The sequence below is a fragment of the Delftia sp. Lp-1 genome (assembly GCF_020523835.1).
Lineage (GTDB): Bacteria > Pseudomonadota > Gammaproteobacteria > Burkholderiales > Burkholderiaceae_C > Comamonas > Comamonas acidovorans.
In genome coordinates, this window is the sequence record NZ_JAJALJ010000001.1 from 1,984,025 (window position 1) to 1,998,187 (window position 14,163).

At 66.3% G+C, this 14,163-nt stretch carries 13 protein-coding genes; 1 reads left to right on the forward strand and 12 read right to left on the reverse strand.

Annotated features, from left to right (window positions below):
- Window positions 1-62: 62 nt before the first annotated feature.
- The 9 genes from LGR64_RS08790 to LGR64_RS08830 all read right to left on the reverse strand — a co-directional run bounded on the left by LGR64_RS08790 (window position 63) and on the right by LGR64_RS08830 (window position 11,313).
- Entirely contained in the window at window positions 63-590 is a 528-nt protein-coding gene (locus LGR64_RS08790) for a hypothetical protein (protein ID WP_096916632.1), read from the reverse strand.
- Window positions 591-654: 64 nt separating this feature from the next.
- Complete coding sequence (locus LGR64_RS08795) at window positions 655-2,289, reverse strand: sigma-54-dependent transcriptional regulator (RefSeq protein ID WP_141831525.1); 1,635 nt, start codon at window positions 2,287-2,289, stop codon at window positions 655-657.
- 132 nt (window positions 2,290-2,421) lie between these two features.
- Window positions 2,422-3,471, reverse strand: a complete 1,050-nt coding sequence (locus tag LGR64_RS08800; protein WP_141831527.1) for a DNA topoisomerase IB — start codon at window positions 3,469-3,471, stop codon at window positions 2,422-2,424.
- A gap of 74 nt (window positions 3,472-3,545) precedes the next feature.
- Window positions 3,546-3,722, reverse strand: a complete 177-nt coding sequence (locus LGR64_RS08805) for a hypothetical protein (RefSeq protein ID WP_185750921.1) — start codon at window positions 3,720-3,722, stop codon at window positions 3,546-3,548.
- A gap of 161 nt (window positions 3,723-3,883) precedes the next feature.
- Window positions 3,884-5,971, reverse strand: coding sequence for a catalase (locus LGR64_RS08810; protein ID WP_230355268.1), 2,088 nt, complete (start codon window positions 5,969-5,971; stop codon window positions 3,884-3,886).
- Between the two features lie 152 nt (window positions 5,972-6,123).
- Entirely contained in the window at window positions 6,124-6,336 is a 213-nt protein-coding gene (locus LGR64_RS08815; RefSeq protein WP_012206144.1) for a hypothetical protein, read from the reverse strand.
- Window positions 6,337-6,552: 216 nt separating this feature from the next.
- Window positions 6,553-7,530, reverse strand: coding sequence for a non-homologous end joining protein Ku (gene ku / locus LGR64_RS08820; protein ID WP_097202078.1), 978 nt, complete (start codon window positions 7,528-7,530; stop codon window positions 6,553-6,555).
- Window positions 7,531-7,564: 34 nt separating this feature from the next.
- Window positions 7,565-10,180: a DNA ligase D gene (gene ligD, locus LGR64_RS08825; RefSeq protein WP_141831529.1), complete on the reverse strand. Its 2,616-nt coding sequence runs from the start codon at window positions 10,178-10,180 to the stop codon at window positions 7,565-7,567.
- Window positions 10,181-10,314: 134 nt separating this feature from the next.
- On the reverse strand, window positions 10,315-11,313 hold the full coding sequence (locus tag LGR64_RS08830) for a hypothetical protein (protein WP_141831531.1): 999 nt from the start codon (window positions 11,311-11,313) through the stop codon (window positions 10,315-10,317).
- Here LGR64_RS08830 and LGR64_RS08835 point away from each other — a divergent pair.
- The gene (locus LGR64_RS08835; RefSeq protein WP_185750922.1) at window positions 11,312-11,524 is read left to right on the forward strand and encodes a hypothetical protein; all 213 of its coding nucleotides are present in this window, start codon (window positions 11,312-11,314) and stop codon (window positions 11,522-11,524) included. The two genes, LGR64_RS08830 and LGR64_RS08835, sit on opposite strands and share 2 nt — an antisense overlap.
- Before the next feature lie 78 nt (window positions 11,525-11,602).
- Here the strand turns inward: LGR64_RS08835 and LGR64_RS08840 are convergent, their stop codons facing one another.
- The 3 genes from LGR64_RS08840 to LGR64_RS08850 form a co-directional block, all read right to left on the reverse strand.
- A complete protein-coding gene (locus LGR64_RS08840; RefSeq protein WP_230355269.1) occupies window positions 11,603-12,379 on the reverse strand; it encodes an SDR family NAD(P)-dependent oxidoreductase in 777 nt (258 codons plus the stop codon).
- Complete coding sequence (pdxK, locus tag LGR64_RS08845) at window positions 12,376-13,287, reverse strand: pyridoxine/pyridoxal/pyridoxamine kinase (RefSeq protein ID WP_230355270.1); 912 nt, start codon at window positions 13,285-13,287, stop codon at window positions 12,376-12,378. Before pdxK ends, LGR64_RS08840 begins: the two co-directional genes overlap by 4 nt.
- 167 nt (window positions 13,288-13,454) lie before the next feature.
- Complete coding sequence (locus LGR64_RS08850) at window positions 13,455-14,156, reverse strand: ABC transporter ATP-binding protein (RefSeq protein WP_034398706.1); 702 nt, start codon at window positions 14,154-14,156, stop codon at window positions 13,455-13,457.
- Window positions 14,157-14,163 lie beyond the last annotated feature (7 nt).

Genomic DNA, 14,163 nt, shown 5'->3' on the forward strand with positions numbered 1-14,163 from the left:
CTTGAGAAAAAGTTACGGTTGGTGGTCAAGGGCAATCGGCGTGCCCGGCTCCTGCAGGCCGTTCAGAGCCTCGGCTTGTCAGGGGCGGTGTCCTGGTCCGAGGCAGGGCGAATCTCTGCACGCTCCGCCTCATGGCCCGAAGGCGTCTGGGCATCCAGGCCCCGGTCGGGCGACTCGCTGACCTGGGGCAGGTCGGCGGCGTGCTCTATCAATTCCTCGATGATGAAGCGGCCATAGAGTTGGGCGCGCTCGGCGCCGGCGGCCTTCAGGGCATCGGCGGCCGTGCGTGCGTCCTCGTCGTTGTCCACGCGTACCACCAGCCAGTGGTAGCCGCGTTCGGCCAGGGCCTGGTGGGCCTTGACCAGGTTGAGCTCCTGGCCCACGGCGGCAACGGGGCTGGCCTGGCGCAGGTCTTCATCGATCTGGGCCAGCATTTCCCGGTCGGTATAGCGCTGGATGTCCTGGGCGGGCAGGTCCAGCGCCTGCAGCGCGGCCACGCCGTCATCGGCCTGCGCAGCTGTGGGAAACGAGACCACCATGTGGCCCACGGGCTTGAAGACACCGTAGGCGCGGGGAGGAGAGGAGTCCATGGGCTTGTCCTTGGTTGCACGAAGGTGAAAGCAAGGTGGCAAGCAGCGTGCCTGCCGGCGGGTGTCAGCCGGGCTCGGCGTCCGTTTCGCCCTTTTTGCCGCCCGCATAGTCCCTGAGCCGGTTGTACAGGGTCTTGAGGCTGATGCCGAGCACGGCCGCCGTGCGTTCCTTCTGGTACTTGCACTGCTTGAGCGTGGCCTGGATGAGCAGCCGCTCGGCCTGCGCCATCGTCATGCCGATGGGCAGCTGTATGGTGGCCGGCTCCGTGTCTGGCAGGTCGTAGGTGGCGGCTGCATGGGCGTGGTCGGCGGGCGCATGCGCTGTGATGGTGGGGGGGGTGGGCGCAGTCAATGGCGTGGTCAATGGCGCGCTCATTGGCATGGACCCCGCCTGCGGCATATGTGGCGTTTGCGGCACTTGCGGCAGGTGCAGGGCGTGGGCGGCCGGATGCACCGGGGCCGGCTGCTGGGCAATGGCCACGGGCGGCCGGGGCAGCCATTCCTGGCCCACCAGCGGGCCGGGCTCCATCACATAGGCGCGCTGCACGGCATTGCGCAACTCGCGCACATTGCCGGGCCAGCTGTATTGCGCAAGCTGCTTGAGGGCCGATGCCGTGAATTGCTTGGCCTGGCCCTCGCGCTGGGAGATGGCCTCCATGAAATGCTGCGCAAGCAGCGGAACGTCGGTCAGGCGCTCGCGCAGCGGCGGCAGCTCGATGGGGAAGACGTTCAGGCGGTACAGCAGGTCTTCGCGCAGCTTGCCGCTGGCCACGGCCTCGTAGGGGCAGCGGTTGGTGGCGGCGATCACGCGCACATCCGTCTGCAGCGTCTGGGTGGAGCCCACGCGCATGAAGCGCCCGGTCTCCAGCACGCGCAGCAGCTTGACCTGCAGCTCCATCGACATTTCCGTGATTTCGTCCAGAAACAGCGTGCCCGTGGCCGCGCGCTCGAAAAAGCCCTGGTGCTGGCGGTCGGCGCCGGTGAAGCTTCCCTTTTCGTGGCCAAAGATCTCGCTTTCGATCAGGTGCGGAGAAATGGCCCCGCAGTTGACCGCCAGGAAGGGCCGGCTGCGCCGCTGGCTCAGCTCATGCAGGGTCTGTGCAACGACTTCCTTGCCGGTGCCGCTTTCGCCCGTCAGAAAGACCGTGACCGAAGTACCCGCCACGCGCTCCATCTGCTGGTACAGCCGCTGCATGGGGGCCGAGCCGCCCCACAGCCGGCCAAAGCGCCCTTCCTGCGCGCAGTAGCCGGCGCCGGGCGTGGCGCCTGGCCTGTCTTGCGGGGTGATCTGGTCGAAGGCCGCGCCCGTGACGGTGCTGGTGCCCGTCTCCGGCAGGCCGGCCGTGGGGATCAGAAAGCGCGAAAGAATGTCCTCCAGCCGCCCGATGCCCACGGGCTTGACCAGGTAGTCCATGGCGCCACGGCGCAGGGCCTCGATGGAGGAGTCCAGGCTGGCGTGGCCGGTCACCAGCACGATCTGCGAGTCCTGCGGCACCTGCTGGTCGCCAAAAAGGTCCATGCCGTTGCCATCGGGCAGCTGCAGGTCCAGCAGCACCAGGCTGGGCGGCTGCATGGCCATCTGCCGGCGCGCGTCGCGCAGGGTGTGGGCCACGGCGACCGAGAAGCGGTCCACGCCCACGAGTTCGCGCATGGTCGCTGCGGAATCCGCATCGTCATCGACGATCAGCACGTGGTTCATTGCATGGCCTCCAGGGGTCCTCGCCGCAACGCGTTTTGACAAAATTTCATGATCGGCCAGTTTAAGGGCGAGCATGCAGGCGTCTTTGTCAGTCCACAGGCACAGTGTTTGCCGGGCGTGCGGGAGGCGGGATCAGGGAGGCGGCTGGCGACTGGCGTGCCGGCCACTGCGGGGCTGCAGCAGCCCCAGGAACAGGCATTCCTTGGCGCTCAGTCCGCGCGGACGCCTGTCCGGTGCGGTGGGAGTGTCCTGCCCAGGTTGCTCGCACAGGGCCAGCACCTGGGGATGGATGTAGAACTTGCGGCAAACCGCACAGGTATTGCCCAGGCGCCGGGCGACCTGCGTGACCAGAGCGTTCAACGCCGCCGCACTGGTGCCTGCGCCTTCTTGCGGCGCTGCCTTGCCTGCGGTCAGCGCCAGTTCCAGCGCGTACACGCTGGCATGCCAGGTGCGGAAATCCTTGGCACTGAAATCCGGGCCGTCTGAGGTATCTCCGGCATCAGCCCCATGGGCCGCAGCCTTGCCGCAAATTCTGCGGATGTAGTCGTTCACATGCTCGGATCGCACATGGTGGACTTCGCCTTCATCGTCGATGAACTGGAACAGCCGCTGGCCCGGCAGCTCCTGGCAGCGCTTGACGATGCGGGCCACGGCCCGGTCGGACACGCGGGCCTGCTGCAGCACGCCACTCTTGCCCTTGAAGCTCAGCGTCAGCTCACCCGCGTGCACCTGGGCATGGCGGTTTCTGAGCGTGGTGAGGCCGTAGGAGCCATTGCTCTCGGAATACTCGTCATTGCCTATGCGCAGGGCCGTGCAGTCCAGCAGCCAGACGATGGCGGCCACCACGGTGTCCAGCTGCGGCCGGCCAGGCTTGAGGTCGCGCGCCACCGCCCGACGGATGGCGGGCAGGTGGCGGCCAAAGGAGCGCATGCGGTCGAACTTGACCTGCTTGCGCTGTTCCTGCCACTGCGGGTGGTAGCGGTACTGCTTGCGGCCCCGGGCATCGCGGCCCGTGGCCTGCAGGTGGCCCTGTGCATCGGGGCAGATCCAGACATCCACATAGGCCGGTGGAATGGCGAGTTTGCGGATGCGCGCCAGCGCCTGGGCATCGCGCACGGGCTTGCCGTCCTGTGCCACGTAGGAAAAGCCCTTGCCGCGCCGCACGCGTCGCCAGCCGGGCATGCGGTCGTTCACATAGGTCAGGGCAGGGCCGGGGCCGTCTGCGTTCGCTGCCCTGCCCCTGGCTGGCGCGGAGCTCAGTGCACCCCCTGCGGCGGCGGTGGCGGCGGGGCAATGGGCGGGTCGGAGTAGGGCGAAGGTGCCGGGGCCGGTGGCGGGTCGCCCACGGGGGGAACCAGCGGCTCGGTGGGCGGCGGGTTGACGGGGGGCGCAATGGGTGGAGTGACAGGGGGGGCAGGTACCGAAGTGATCATGGGAAGTTGCTCCTGTAGGGGTGGCAGGCCGGGCCGGCCTTGGTGTTGCCGTGGCAAGCGCCATGCCTGGACCCGAGGTAAATGGCCCGGGTACAAGGTTGGTTGAAGTCCGGCGCGGTGCCATCTGGTGGCAATGATGTGGCGCACGCCGGGGCGGGTGGTCAGGCCAGCGTTCTCAACTTCGCTTCGCGGGCCCAGAAGCGCTTCTTGGCGCCTTCGATGAAGGGCTCGGGCGTGTCGATGGGGAACACGCCCTCGTCCGGTGTGATGCCGGCCGTCTTCATGATGTGCTGCGTGGCCTTGCAGGCGGCAATGGCCTTGAGGTGGCCGAAGGCGTCGCGGAACCAGTCCTGCGCGGCTGCCTCATGGGCCAGCGCCTGGCCGCGCTCCAGCGTGATGATGGACACCACGGCATCGAACTGCGCGGATGGCGATCCGGCCAGCTGGCCGTCGGCCGGCAGGTGGCTGCCGTCGTCCAGCGTGGCGCCGCCGATCTTGGGCGCAATGATCTTCACGCTGGCCTTTTGCGCCACCAGCGCCTGGTGGAAGGCGGCAATGTGCCGGGCGCTGGAGCCTTCATCCACCAGGATGGCAACGCAGCGGCCCTGCAAGGTGGGCTTCATGCGGTCGATGATGCGCGTGGCCGGGCTGGGAGGCAGCTTTTGCGGGGGCACGGCAGGCTTGGCGGCAGGCGGCAACTGGGGCAGGCCCAGGCCGTCGGCCACGCGCTTTGCCAGGTCGGCGTCTATCACCTGCAGGTGGCCGACCACGGCCAGGCGCACATGCGGCGTCTGTACCTTGGACAGCTCGAACACCAGGGCGCTGGCGATGTGGGCCTGCTCCTGCGCGCTCTGGCTTTGGTAGAACATGCGCGCCTGGCTGTAGTGGTCGGCAAAGCTCTCGGGGCGGATGCGGCCCTTGGCGCCCTCCTGCGCGGGCTGGGCAAAGTGCCGCAAGCCGCGGGCGGCCGAGGCGCGCGGGCTGTCGGCCTGCAGGCTGGAGGGCTCATAGGCCACGCGGCCCTTGGGCACCTCGGTCTGCATGTGGCCGTCGCGCTGGTGGTGGGCGAACGGGCATTTGGGCGCGTTGATGGGCAGCTGCGTGAAGTTGGGCCCGCCCAGGCGCGACAGCTGGGTGTCCAGGTACGAGAACAGGCGGCCCTGCAGCAGCGGGTCGTTGCTGAAATCGATGCCCGGCGGGATATTGACCGGGCAGAAGGCCACCTGCTCGGTCTCGGCGAAGAAGTTGTCGGGCCAGCGGTCCAGCACGAAGCGGCCGATCTTGCGCAGCGGAATTTCCTCTTCGGGGATGAGCTTGGTGGGGTCCAGGTGGTCGTAGGGCAGGGCGTCTGCCTGCTCCTGCGAGAACAGCTGCACGCACAGCTCCCAGGCTGGGTAGTCGCCCGCCTCGATGGCCTCGAACAGGTCGCGGCGGTGGTAGTCGTTGTCTGCGGCCTGCAGCTTGAGGGCCTCGTCCCAGACCGTGGACTGGATGCCCAGCTCGGGCCGCCAGTGGAATTTCACGAAGGTGCTTTCACCCTGGGCATTGACCAGCCGGAAGCTGTGCACGCCAAAGCCCTCGATCATGCGCAGGCTGCGTGCAATGGTGCGGTCGCTCATGATCCACATGACCATGTGCATGGACTCGGGCATGAGGGAGATGAAGTCCCAGAACGTGTCGTGCGCGCTGGCGGCCTGCGGAAAGCCCCGGTCGGGTTCCATCTTCACGGCATGGACCAGGTCGGGAAACTTCATGGCATCCTGGATGAAGAAGACCGGGATGTTGTTGCCCACCAGATCCCAGTTGCCCTCTTCGGTATAGAACTTGATGGCAAAGCCGCGCACATCGCGCGGGGTGTCCACCGAGCCTGCTCCACCGGCCACGGTGGAAAAGCGCACAAAGATCGGCACTTGCTTGCCGGTTTCGGTCAGGACCTTTGCGGTGGTGTATTGCTCCAGCGAATCTGTCAGCTGGAAATAACCGTGGGCGCCTGTGCCGCGTGCATGGACGATTCGCTCTGGAATGCGCTCATGGTCGAAATGCGTGATTTTCTCGCGCAGGATGAAATCTTCCAGCAGCGTAGGGCCTTTTTCCCAGGCGGTGAGAGAGTTCTGATTATCAGGAACCGGAATGCCTTGCTGCGTGGTCAATCCGGGGTGCTGTCCGTCGGCCTGTTGCTGTAATTCTCCGCCATGGCCTGTGGGGGATTGCTGGGACGATTTCTTTTCACCAGGGGATTTCTTAGCCACGATTTACTCCTTGAAAGAAAGAGGATGGCCTGTTGTATGAGGCAATAATTATTGAAAGAGGCGATTGGCTGAACCAAAGGGCATCGTCAGCAAAGCTCTGGGGATAAAAAAAGGGCCCAGGGGGCCCTTTGCCAGTTCACGCTATCGGCAGCTTAACGCTGCTGATGGCTGCCCTGCTTTTGCTGTTCCCCTGGTTGGTTGCGCTGGGGATTGCTCTGTTGCTGCTGTTGGTTGGGATTGTTCGGGTTGTTGGGATTGCTTTGCTGCTGCTGCCCCGGATTGTTCTGTTGCTGCTGCTGCTTGTTCTTGTCGTTTTGCTGGTTGCTGGCCGTGTTGCCTTGAGGGTTGTTGGTCTGTTGCGTCATTTCCGTACTCCTTAAGTAAACAGCGATGCCGTCATCACTGCAATTTCATTGTGCGACCGTGAAAATGGCTGGCTTGTAGGATATTTGGAAGATTACTTTTGGTAAAGCATTGGAATTTGCTATGGAGTGGTCTTGTTCCATTTTGTCGGTACAAATGGATGTATTTCTTATAATGAAATTTCTTTTGTAAAAAATGCAGCCAGGCCAAATATGGGGTTATTTGGCGGCGGGGCGTTTTGCAGGGGCCCTGGCCGGGGTTTTTGTGGATTTTGTCGATTTTCTGGGCGCTGGGGTCTTTGCATTTTTTACCGTTGACGCGGTATTTTTTTCCTTGGCTGCGGTGGCGGATGGTCCGCCTGCGCCCTTGCCCAGGCTGTTCTTGAGCAGGGCCGTCAGGTCCAGCACGGCCGCGTTGGCCGGCGCGGCGGGTGTGGTCTCCTGTTTTTCCACGTTTTGGACATCGCCCGCATGCGCCTTGGCCTGCACGAGCTGGTGGATTTCCTCGCTGAAGGAGTTGCGGAACTGGTCGGCGTCCCAGGCCTGGCTCATGTCCTTGATGAGAGCCATGGCCATGGTCATCTCGGCGCTCTTGATGCCGGCGGCCTTGGCGTCCAGCGGCGGCAGGTCCAGCTGCTCGAAGGAGCGGATCTCGCCGCCCCAGCGCAGCAGGTTGAGCACCAGCGCCCGGCCGCAGGGAATCAGGATGGCCAGGTGCTGCTTGGTCTGGATGACCACCTTGGCCACACCCACCTTGTTGCTCTTGCGCAGGGCCTCGCGCAGCAGGGCGTAGACCTTCTCGCCACGGTGCAGGGGGGCGGTGTAGTAGGGGCGTTCCAGGTAGATGAAGGGGATGTCCTGGGCATCGACAAAGGCCTCGATCTCGATGGTCTGCGTGGTCTTGGGAAAGGCGGCGGCAATCTCTTCAGCGCTCAGCACCACGTAGCGGCCCTCCTCGAATTCCACGCCCTTGACGATGTCGGCCGTGGCCACCTCCTTGCCCGTGACCTTGTTGATGCGCTTGTAGCCGACGGGCTGCATGTTGCGCTTGTCCAGCCAGTCGAAGTCGATGTCCGAGCTGGCCGTGGCCGCGTACAGGCCGATGGGAATGTGCACCAGGCCAAAGCTGATGGCACCCTTCCACATGCTGCGCGCGGAGGTGGACGGGCTGGATTTGGGGGAGGCGGCTTTCTTCATGGCGGTGCTTTCTTCGATCCCTGCAGGACGGTGCTCAACGCTGCGCCTCGAAGCCCAGCGCCTTCATGGCGCGGCCCAGGCCCACGGCGGCCGTGCCGTAGTGCTCCCAGGGGGAGTTGCCCAGGCGCAGGCGCTGGTCTACCGAGCGAATGGTCCAGTGCGCGCCGCCCGTGAGCCTGTCCAGCTCGTTCCAGGCCACGGGCACGGAGATGCCCATGCCCGGCCGCGCCCGGGCCGTCCACGCGCAGGCCGTTGTGGCGCCGAAGCCGTTGCGCAGGTAGTCCACAAAAATCTTTCCCACGCGGTTGCGCGGCCCGCTTTTGGCCACGAAGCGCTGGGGCACGGCATGGGCCAGGTGCTGGACCACGGCCTGCGAGAAGGCCTTGACGGTGTCCCAGTCCAGCAGCCGCTTGATGGGCACGACCACGTGCAGGCCCTTGCCGCCGCTGGTCTTGAGGAAGGCCGGCAGCTCCAGCTCCTGCAGCAGCACATGCAGCAGGCTGGCGGCCTCCTGCACCTGCTGCCAGGGCACGCCTTCGCCCGGGTCCAGGTCGAAGGTCATGCGGTCAGGCCGGTCGATGCGGTCCTTGCGCGCGTTCCAGGTGTGCCATTCGATGGTGTTCATCTGCGCCGCCGCCACCAGGCCTTCGCGCCGGGACACCTCCATCAGCGGGGCATGGCCGGGGTCCAGTTGCGGCGACAGGGCGGCGATGCCCTGCAGCGGCGCCTGGTCGAGGTGCTTTTGGAAGAACAGCTCGCCCTCGATGCCGTCCGGCGCCCGCACCATGGCCACGGGCCGGGACTTGAGGTGGGTGATCATGAAGGGCGCCACCGTGGCGTAGTAGCGCGCCAGATCCATCTTGGTGATGCCGGTGGAGGGATCGATGACCCGCTCGGGATGGGTGATGGTCATCGAGGCGGGCAGTCGCGCCGCCCTGGCATGGCGGGTTTGCGTTCGTGCGGCGCCATGCGTGGCTGCAGCGCTGGCGGAAGATGCGGTCGATGGCACGTGCTGTGGCTCCTCTTTGACAATGCTGCGTGCAGGCTTGTCCGCACGCAGGCCCTGGAATACGGCATGGCGGACCTGGCCGTCCTCGGTCCACTGCGCGAACGAGACCTCGGCCAGCAGCGTGGGGCGCACCCAGTGCACCCCGCTGCCAAGGCCCCGGCTGTCCGCCAGCGGCGAGATGCCGGTGGCAAGGCGCTCCAGGCGCTGGCGCAGGTCGGCCAGGGTGCGCCTGTTGAACCCCGTGCCCACCTTGCCTGCCGCGCGCAGCTGGCCGTCCTCGCCATGCACGGCCAGGACCAGGGCGCCCAGGCCCGTGCGCGTGCCCTGGGGATCGGTGTAGCCCGCGATCACGAATTCCTGGCGCAGGCCGCACTTGAGCTTGATCCAGTCGGCACTGCGCCGCGAGGCATAGGCGCTGCCGCGCCGCTTGCCGATCACGCCCTCCAGGCCCAGCTGGCAGGCGGCGGCCACCAGGTCGGCGGGCGGGGCGTCAAAGGCCTCGCTGAAGCGAAGGCGGTCCGAAGGCGCCTTGTGCAGCAGGGCCTGCAACTGCTGGCGGCGCTGCTCCACGGGCTGGGGCCGCAGGTCCTGGCCGTCCTGCCACAGCAGGTCAAACGCGAAGAACACCAGGTGGTCGGTGCGCTCGCCGTCAAAGGCGTTTTGCAGGGCCTGGAAGTCAGGGCGGCTGTCGCTGTCCAGCAGCAGCACCTCGCCATCCACCCAGCCCGATTGCAGGGGCAGTGCGGCAAAGGCGCGGGCCAGGGCGGGCATTTTGGTGGTCCAGTCCTTGCCGTTGCGTGTGAAAAGGCGAACGGCGCCGTCCTCGATGCGCGCCAGCAGCCGGTAGCCGTCGAACTTGCTCTCGAAGATCCATTGCCCGGCATCTGCAGGTGCATGGTCCACCAAGGTTGCCAGCTGCGGGGCGATGCTCTGTGGCATGGGCGCGGCGACGTGCGTAGCGACGGGCGTGGTGACGGGCGCTGTGGCGGTGGGCACGGGAAGGCCGGCCACGCTGTCGGGCATGTCCTCGACCACGTTGAATTCGCTGGCAGCACGTTCCAGGCCGTCGTGCTCCTTGATCAGCAGCCAGGCGGGCTTTTTGGCGTCGTCCTTGCCGCGCATGCGCACCAGGGTCCAGCGGCCCTGCAGCTTGTGGCCGCGCAGTTCGAACTTGAGCTTGCCCTTGCGATAGCCTTCTGCCGCATCGCCCTCGGGCAGCCAGGTGCCACGGTCCCAGATGATGACTTTGCCCGCGCCATACTGTCCCGGTGGAATCTGGCCCTCGAAGCGGTTGTAGGCCATGGGGTGGTCTTCCACCTGGACGGCCATGCGCTTGTCGGCCGGGTCGTAGCTGGGACCCTTGGGCACGGCCCAGCTCTTCATGCTGCCTTCCAGCTCCAGCCGAAAGTCGTAGTGCAGGTGGCTGGCCCAGTGCTTTTGAATGACGAATTGCAGGGCGCCCGCGCCGGGCTGCCCTGCAATCGCTTCACTGGAAGGTTCTGCCGAAGGTTCCGGTGTGCGCGTGAAGTCGCGCTTTTGCCGGTAGGCCGCTAGCGAAGCGGCAGCCTTGTCCTGCCCGCCGGCCGCAGCAGCCCGCCGCGGCTGCTGTGTGACCGGGTGGCTGCGGCGCGGTGCGGGCATGCGGCGCTCCTTCAGAACATCAATGCAATCAAAATGATGATGGGAATGGGCACGCCCAGAAGAAAAAGCAGTATGGATCGCATGAATGGCCTCCGTTCAATGAGTGGTTGGATGGTGTTGACTGCGATGCAAAATCAAATGGCATCGCGTTGGCGGCCACCCCACGTGGCGCACAGGCTGCCCACAAAAGCGCCCAGCATCAGGGAAACAAACAGCCAGAGCATGGAATGGGCCGTGGCCTTGCGCGCCTCTTCGGCTGCCTGCTTGGCCTTTTGCTTGGCTTCTTCAGCCTTTTGCTCGGCCTGCTTTATCTGCATTTGCACGGAATCAAAGGTGCTACGCACTTTCTTTTGCGCATCTTCCACGGACATATCGGAATTGCGCGCAATCAGCTGGGCCAGGTATTGCTCGTCTGCGGGAGACAGCTGGCCGGTGCGCAGCGACTGGGCAAAGATCACGCCGGCCTCGCGGGTGGCGCTGGCCAGGTCGGCGGGGGTGGCATTGCTGGTGGAGGTAGCGGCGCCTGAATTGCGGAACAGGCTGCCGGTCCAGTAGACCAGGCCCTGGGGCGAGGCATCGGCGCCCGAGGCACCGGCCATGGCTGCGGCACCGCCTGCAGCTGCACCGCCGGCGGCGCCGATCGCGCCGCCCACCACGTTGGAGGCGCTGGTGGCCACAGTCTGCGCTGCCTTGAAGGCGCCGGAGACGGCACCGCCTGCAGCGGCGCCCATCAGGGCCACCATGGCCAGCGTGGCCAGTGCCCAGGACAGAAAGCCGTGGGCCGTATCGCGGAAGTAGACCTCGTCCGTGTGCACGCCTTGCCAGCGTGTGCGCAGCCGCCCGGCCAGATAGCCGCCCACGCCGGCCGAGGCCAGCTGGGTGAAGGCGATCCATGCCACGGCCGTCAGGCCCAGGGCGCCTGCATCCAGGCCTTCACCGGACCATACCGACACCGACGACAGGCCCAGGCCTGTGCCCAGAATGAACAGCAGCAGCGACAGCGATGCCGCCGCCATGGCGCCGGCAAATATCGCGGCCCATGAAACGCCGCTGCGTGAGGTATCTACGGTGGCGACCGTGTTGACCACTGGCGCTTCAGCCAGGGGCGCGGATTCGGAATAGGCAATGGACATGGCCGACTTTCTTGGAGTTGAGTGCCCCATTCTTGCCAGTCGCAATAGACGCCGCTGTAGGAGGATTGGAAATGCAGGACTGGCAAACGCAGATGAAAAACGTCATCCTTTGCCAGATGACGATTTTCAAGCGAATGCTCAGGTTGGATACGGAAAATGCTGCCTGCAATCGGTAATTCTTGCAGAACATTTTCCAGGGCGGGTATTTTGATTATTCAGGTCAGTGCGGCGATGCCTTTTCCATTGCCGGATATTCATCGCCGCATTGAAGCTGCCATCCGGAAAATGCTCAGGGCTGGCGCACGTCGGCCACCACCTGCTCGCCAAAATCGGCACGCTGCAGCCAGCCCAGCACCAGCGCTGCCGCCTGGTCGGGCGTGGACAGCTTGCCGCCCTCCTTGAGTTGGGCGAAGTTGCCTGCATCGGGGAAGGCGGCTGTATCCGCGCTGCGCAGCTGCACCTGCATGTCGGTGTCGATGACGCCGGGCGCCAGCGAGCAGATGCGCGCGCCGTGGGGCTTGAGCGCCTCGTCCAGCGCCACGCTGCGGCTGAAATGGTCCATGCCGGCCTTGGCCGCGCAGTAGGAGGCCTGCGAGGCAATGGCGCGCCGGCCCAGGCCCGAAGAAATGTTGAGCACCTTGCGCGGCACGGCCGTCCAGCCCTCGGTGGCGGCCAGGAAGGCGGCCGTCAGCAGCATGGGCGCCTCCAGCCCCACGCGCATGGCCTGGGCAATGTCGGCGGGCTGCAGCTGCGACAGCGGTGCAATCTGCGGAATCACGCCCGCGTTGTTGATCAGGGTGACGCTGGCGTAGCGCGCGGCGTCCAGGCCGGCCAACCAGTCGCCCAGCCTGCGGGCCGCGGCCTCGGGCTCGCCCAGGTCCACGCTCCACTGCTGCAGTGGCGCGCCCGCCGTGGCGGCCGCCTGGGCCAGGTCTTCGCTGGTGGAGCGCGACAGCGTGACCAGTTCATGGCCGGCATCGAGCAGTTGCCGGGCCATGGCCAGGCCCATGCCGCGCGAGGCGCCGGTAAGAATCGTCAGGGAAAGAAGAGGCGATGCATTGTTCATGCGGGCGATGGTATCGCTTGTGCCCGTGCTGCCGGCCCGGCCGCTGCCTGGCCGGCGACAGGGTCCGATGGCAGCAGCAGCTCGGCGCTGTGCGCCTGCCGGGTGCGCTCCAGCGCCTGCACGATGCGTTCGCAGGCACGCTCGGCCGCCTCGTGCAGGCTGGCGCCCTGCAGCCAGTGGCCGGTGAGCGCGGCACTGAACAGATCGCCCGTTCCCTTGGGCACCGCATCCACCCGCGCGTGGGTGATCACGTGCACGTCATCGCGCGTGACCAGGGCCACGCGCATGCGCTGGGCAGGCTCGCCGTCCAGCTCGGGCGATGCGCTGGTCACGGCCACCCACTGCGTGCGTCCCTTGAGCAGGCTGCGCGCGGCCTGGACCACATCGTCCATGCCGCGCACAGGGCGCGCGGTCAGCCGCTCCAGCTCGAAATGGTTGGGTGTCAGCCCGTCGGCCAGCGGCAGCAGGTGGCGCTGGTAGGCCTCGACCATGGCGGGGTCCACATAGATGCCGCTGTCGTGGTCGCCGATCACCGGGTCCACCACCACGCGCAGGCCGGGCCGCTGCGCCAGCAGGCCGGCAACCCAGTCCGCCAGCAGCGTGGCCTGGGCCGGCCCGCCCAGGTAGCCGGCCAGCACGGCCTGCAACTGCCGCAGCCCGCCGCGCGCGCCCAGGTCCTGCAGATAGCCCGCAAACCACTCGGCGGCAATTGCTCCGCCGTGGATGCTGGGATAGTGCGGCGTGTTGCTGAACACCACCGTGGGCACGGCCGCCGCCGCCAGCCCCAGCGCCTGCAGCGTGGGCATGGCCACGTTGTTGCCAACGCGGCCGTAGACGACCTGGGACTGCACCGACACCACGTCGATGGCCAGGGGTTGCAGCATGTCTTGGGGGGCGCAGGCGTTCATGGGCGTGGGGGAGCAATGAGAGGCAGGGACGTGTTTTATAACGCCTGCGCCCAGGCCGCAGACCCCACAATCGGCCGCGCATGACCAGACCACTGTGCGATCTGCGCGTGAAAAGAAAAAGGCCCGCCGAAGGGCGGGCCCGTGGAGCGCCAGGCGCCTGTGCGTTGTCAGGCGCCCAGGTAGGCGCGGCGCACGGCGTCGTTGGTCAGCAGGTTGGCACCTGTGTCTTCCAGCACCACCTTGCCGGTTTCCAGCACATAGCCGCGGTCGGCGATCTGCAGGGCGCGGTTGGCGTTCTGCTCGACCAGGAAGACCGTGACGCCGGCCGTGCGGATGGTCTGGATGATCTCGAAGATCTGCGCAATGATCAGCGGCGCCAGGCCCAGCGTGGGCTCGTCCAGCAGCAGCAGGCGGGGCTTGCTCATCAGCGCGCGGCCGATGGCCAGCATCTGCTGCTCGCCGCCCGACATGGTGCCGGCGCGCTGGTGGGCGCGCTCACGCAGGCGCGGGAAGAGGCCGAACACATGTTCGATGCCGGCCTCGATCTGCGGCTTGTCCAGGAAGAATCCGCCCATCTTCAGGTTGTCCGTGACCGTAAGGTCCGAGAAGATGCGCCGTCCCTCGGGCGAGACCGCGATGCCCTTGCGCATGATGTGGTGCGAGGGCAGCTGGGTGATGTCCTCGCCCTCGAACGAGATGCGGCCCGAGCTGGCGCGCGGGTTGCCGCACACCGTCATCAGCAGCGAGGTCTTGCCGGCGCCGTTGGAGCCGATCAGCGAGACGATTTCGCCCTGGTTGACGTGCAGGCTCACGCTGTCGACCGCGCAGATGGCACCGTAGTGGGTGGAGATGTTCTCCAGTTGCAGCATGGCAGGC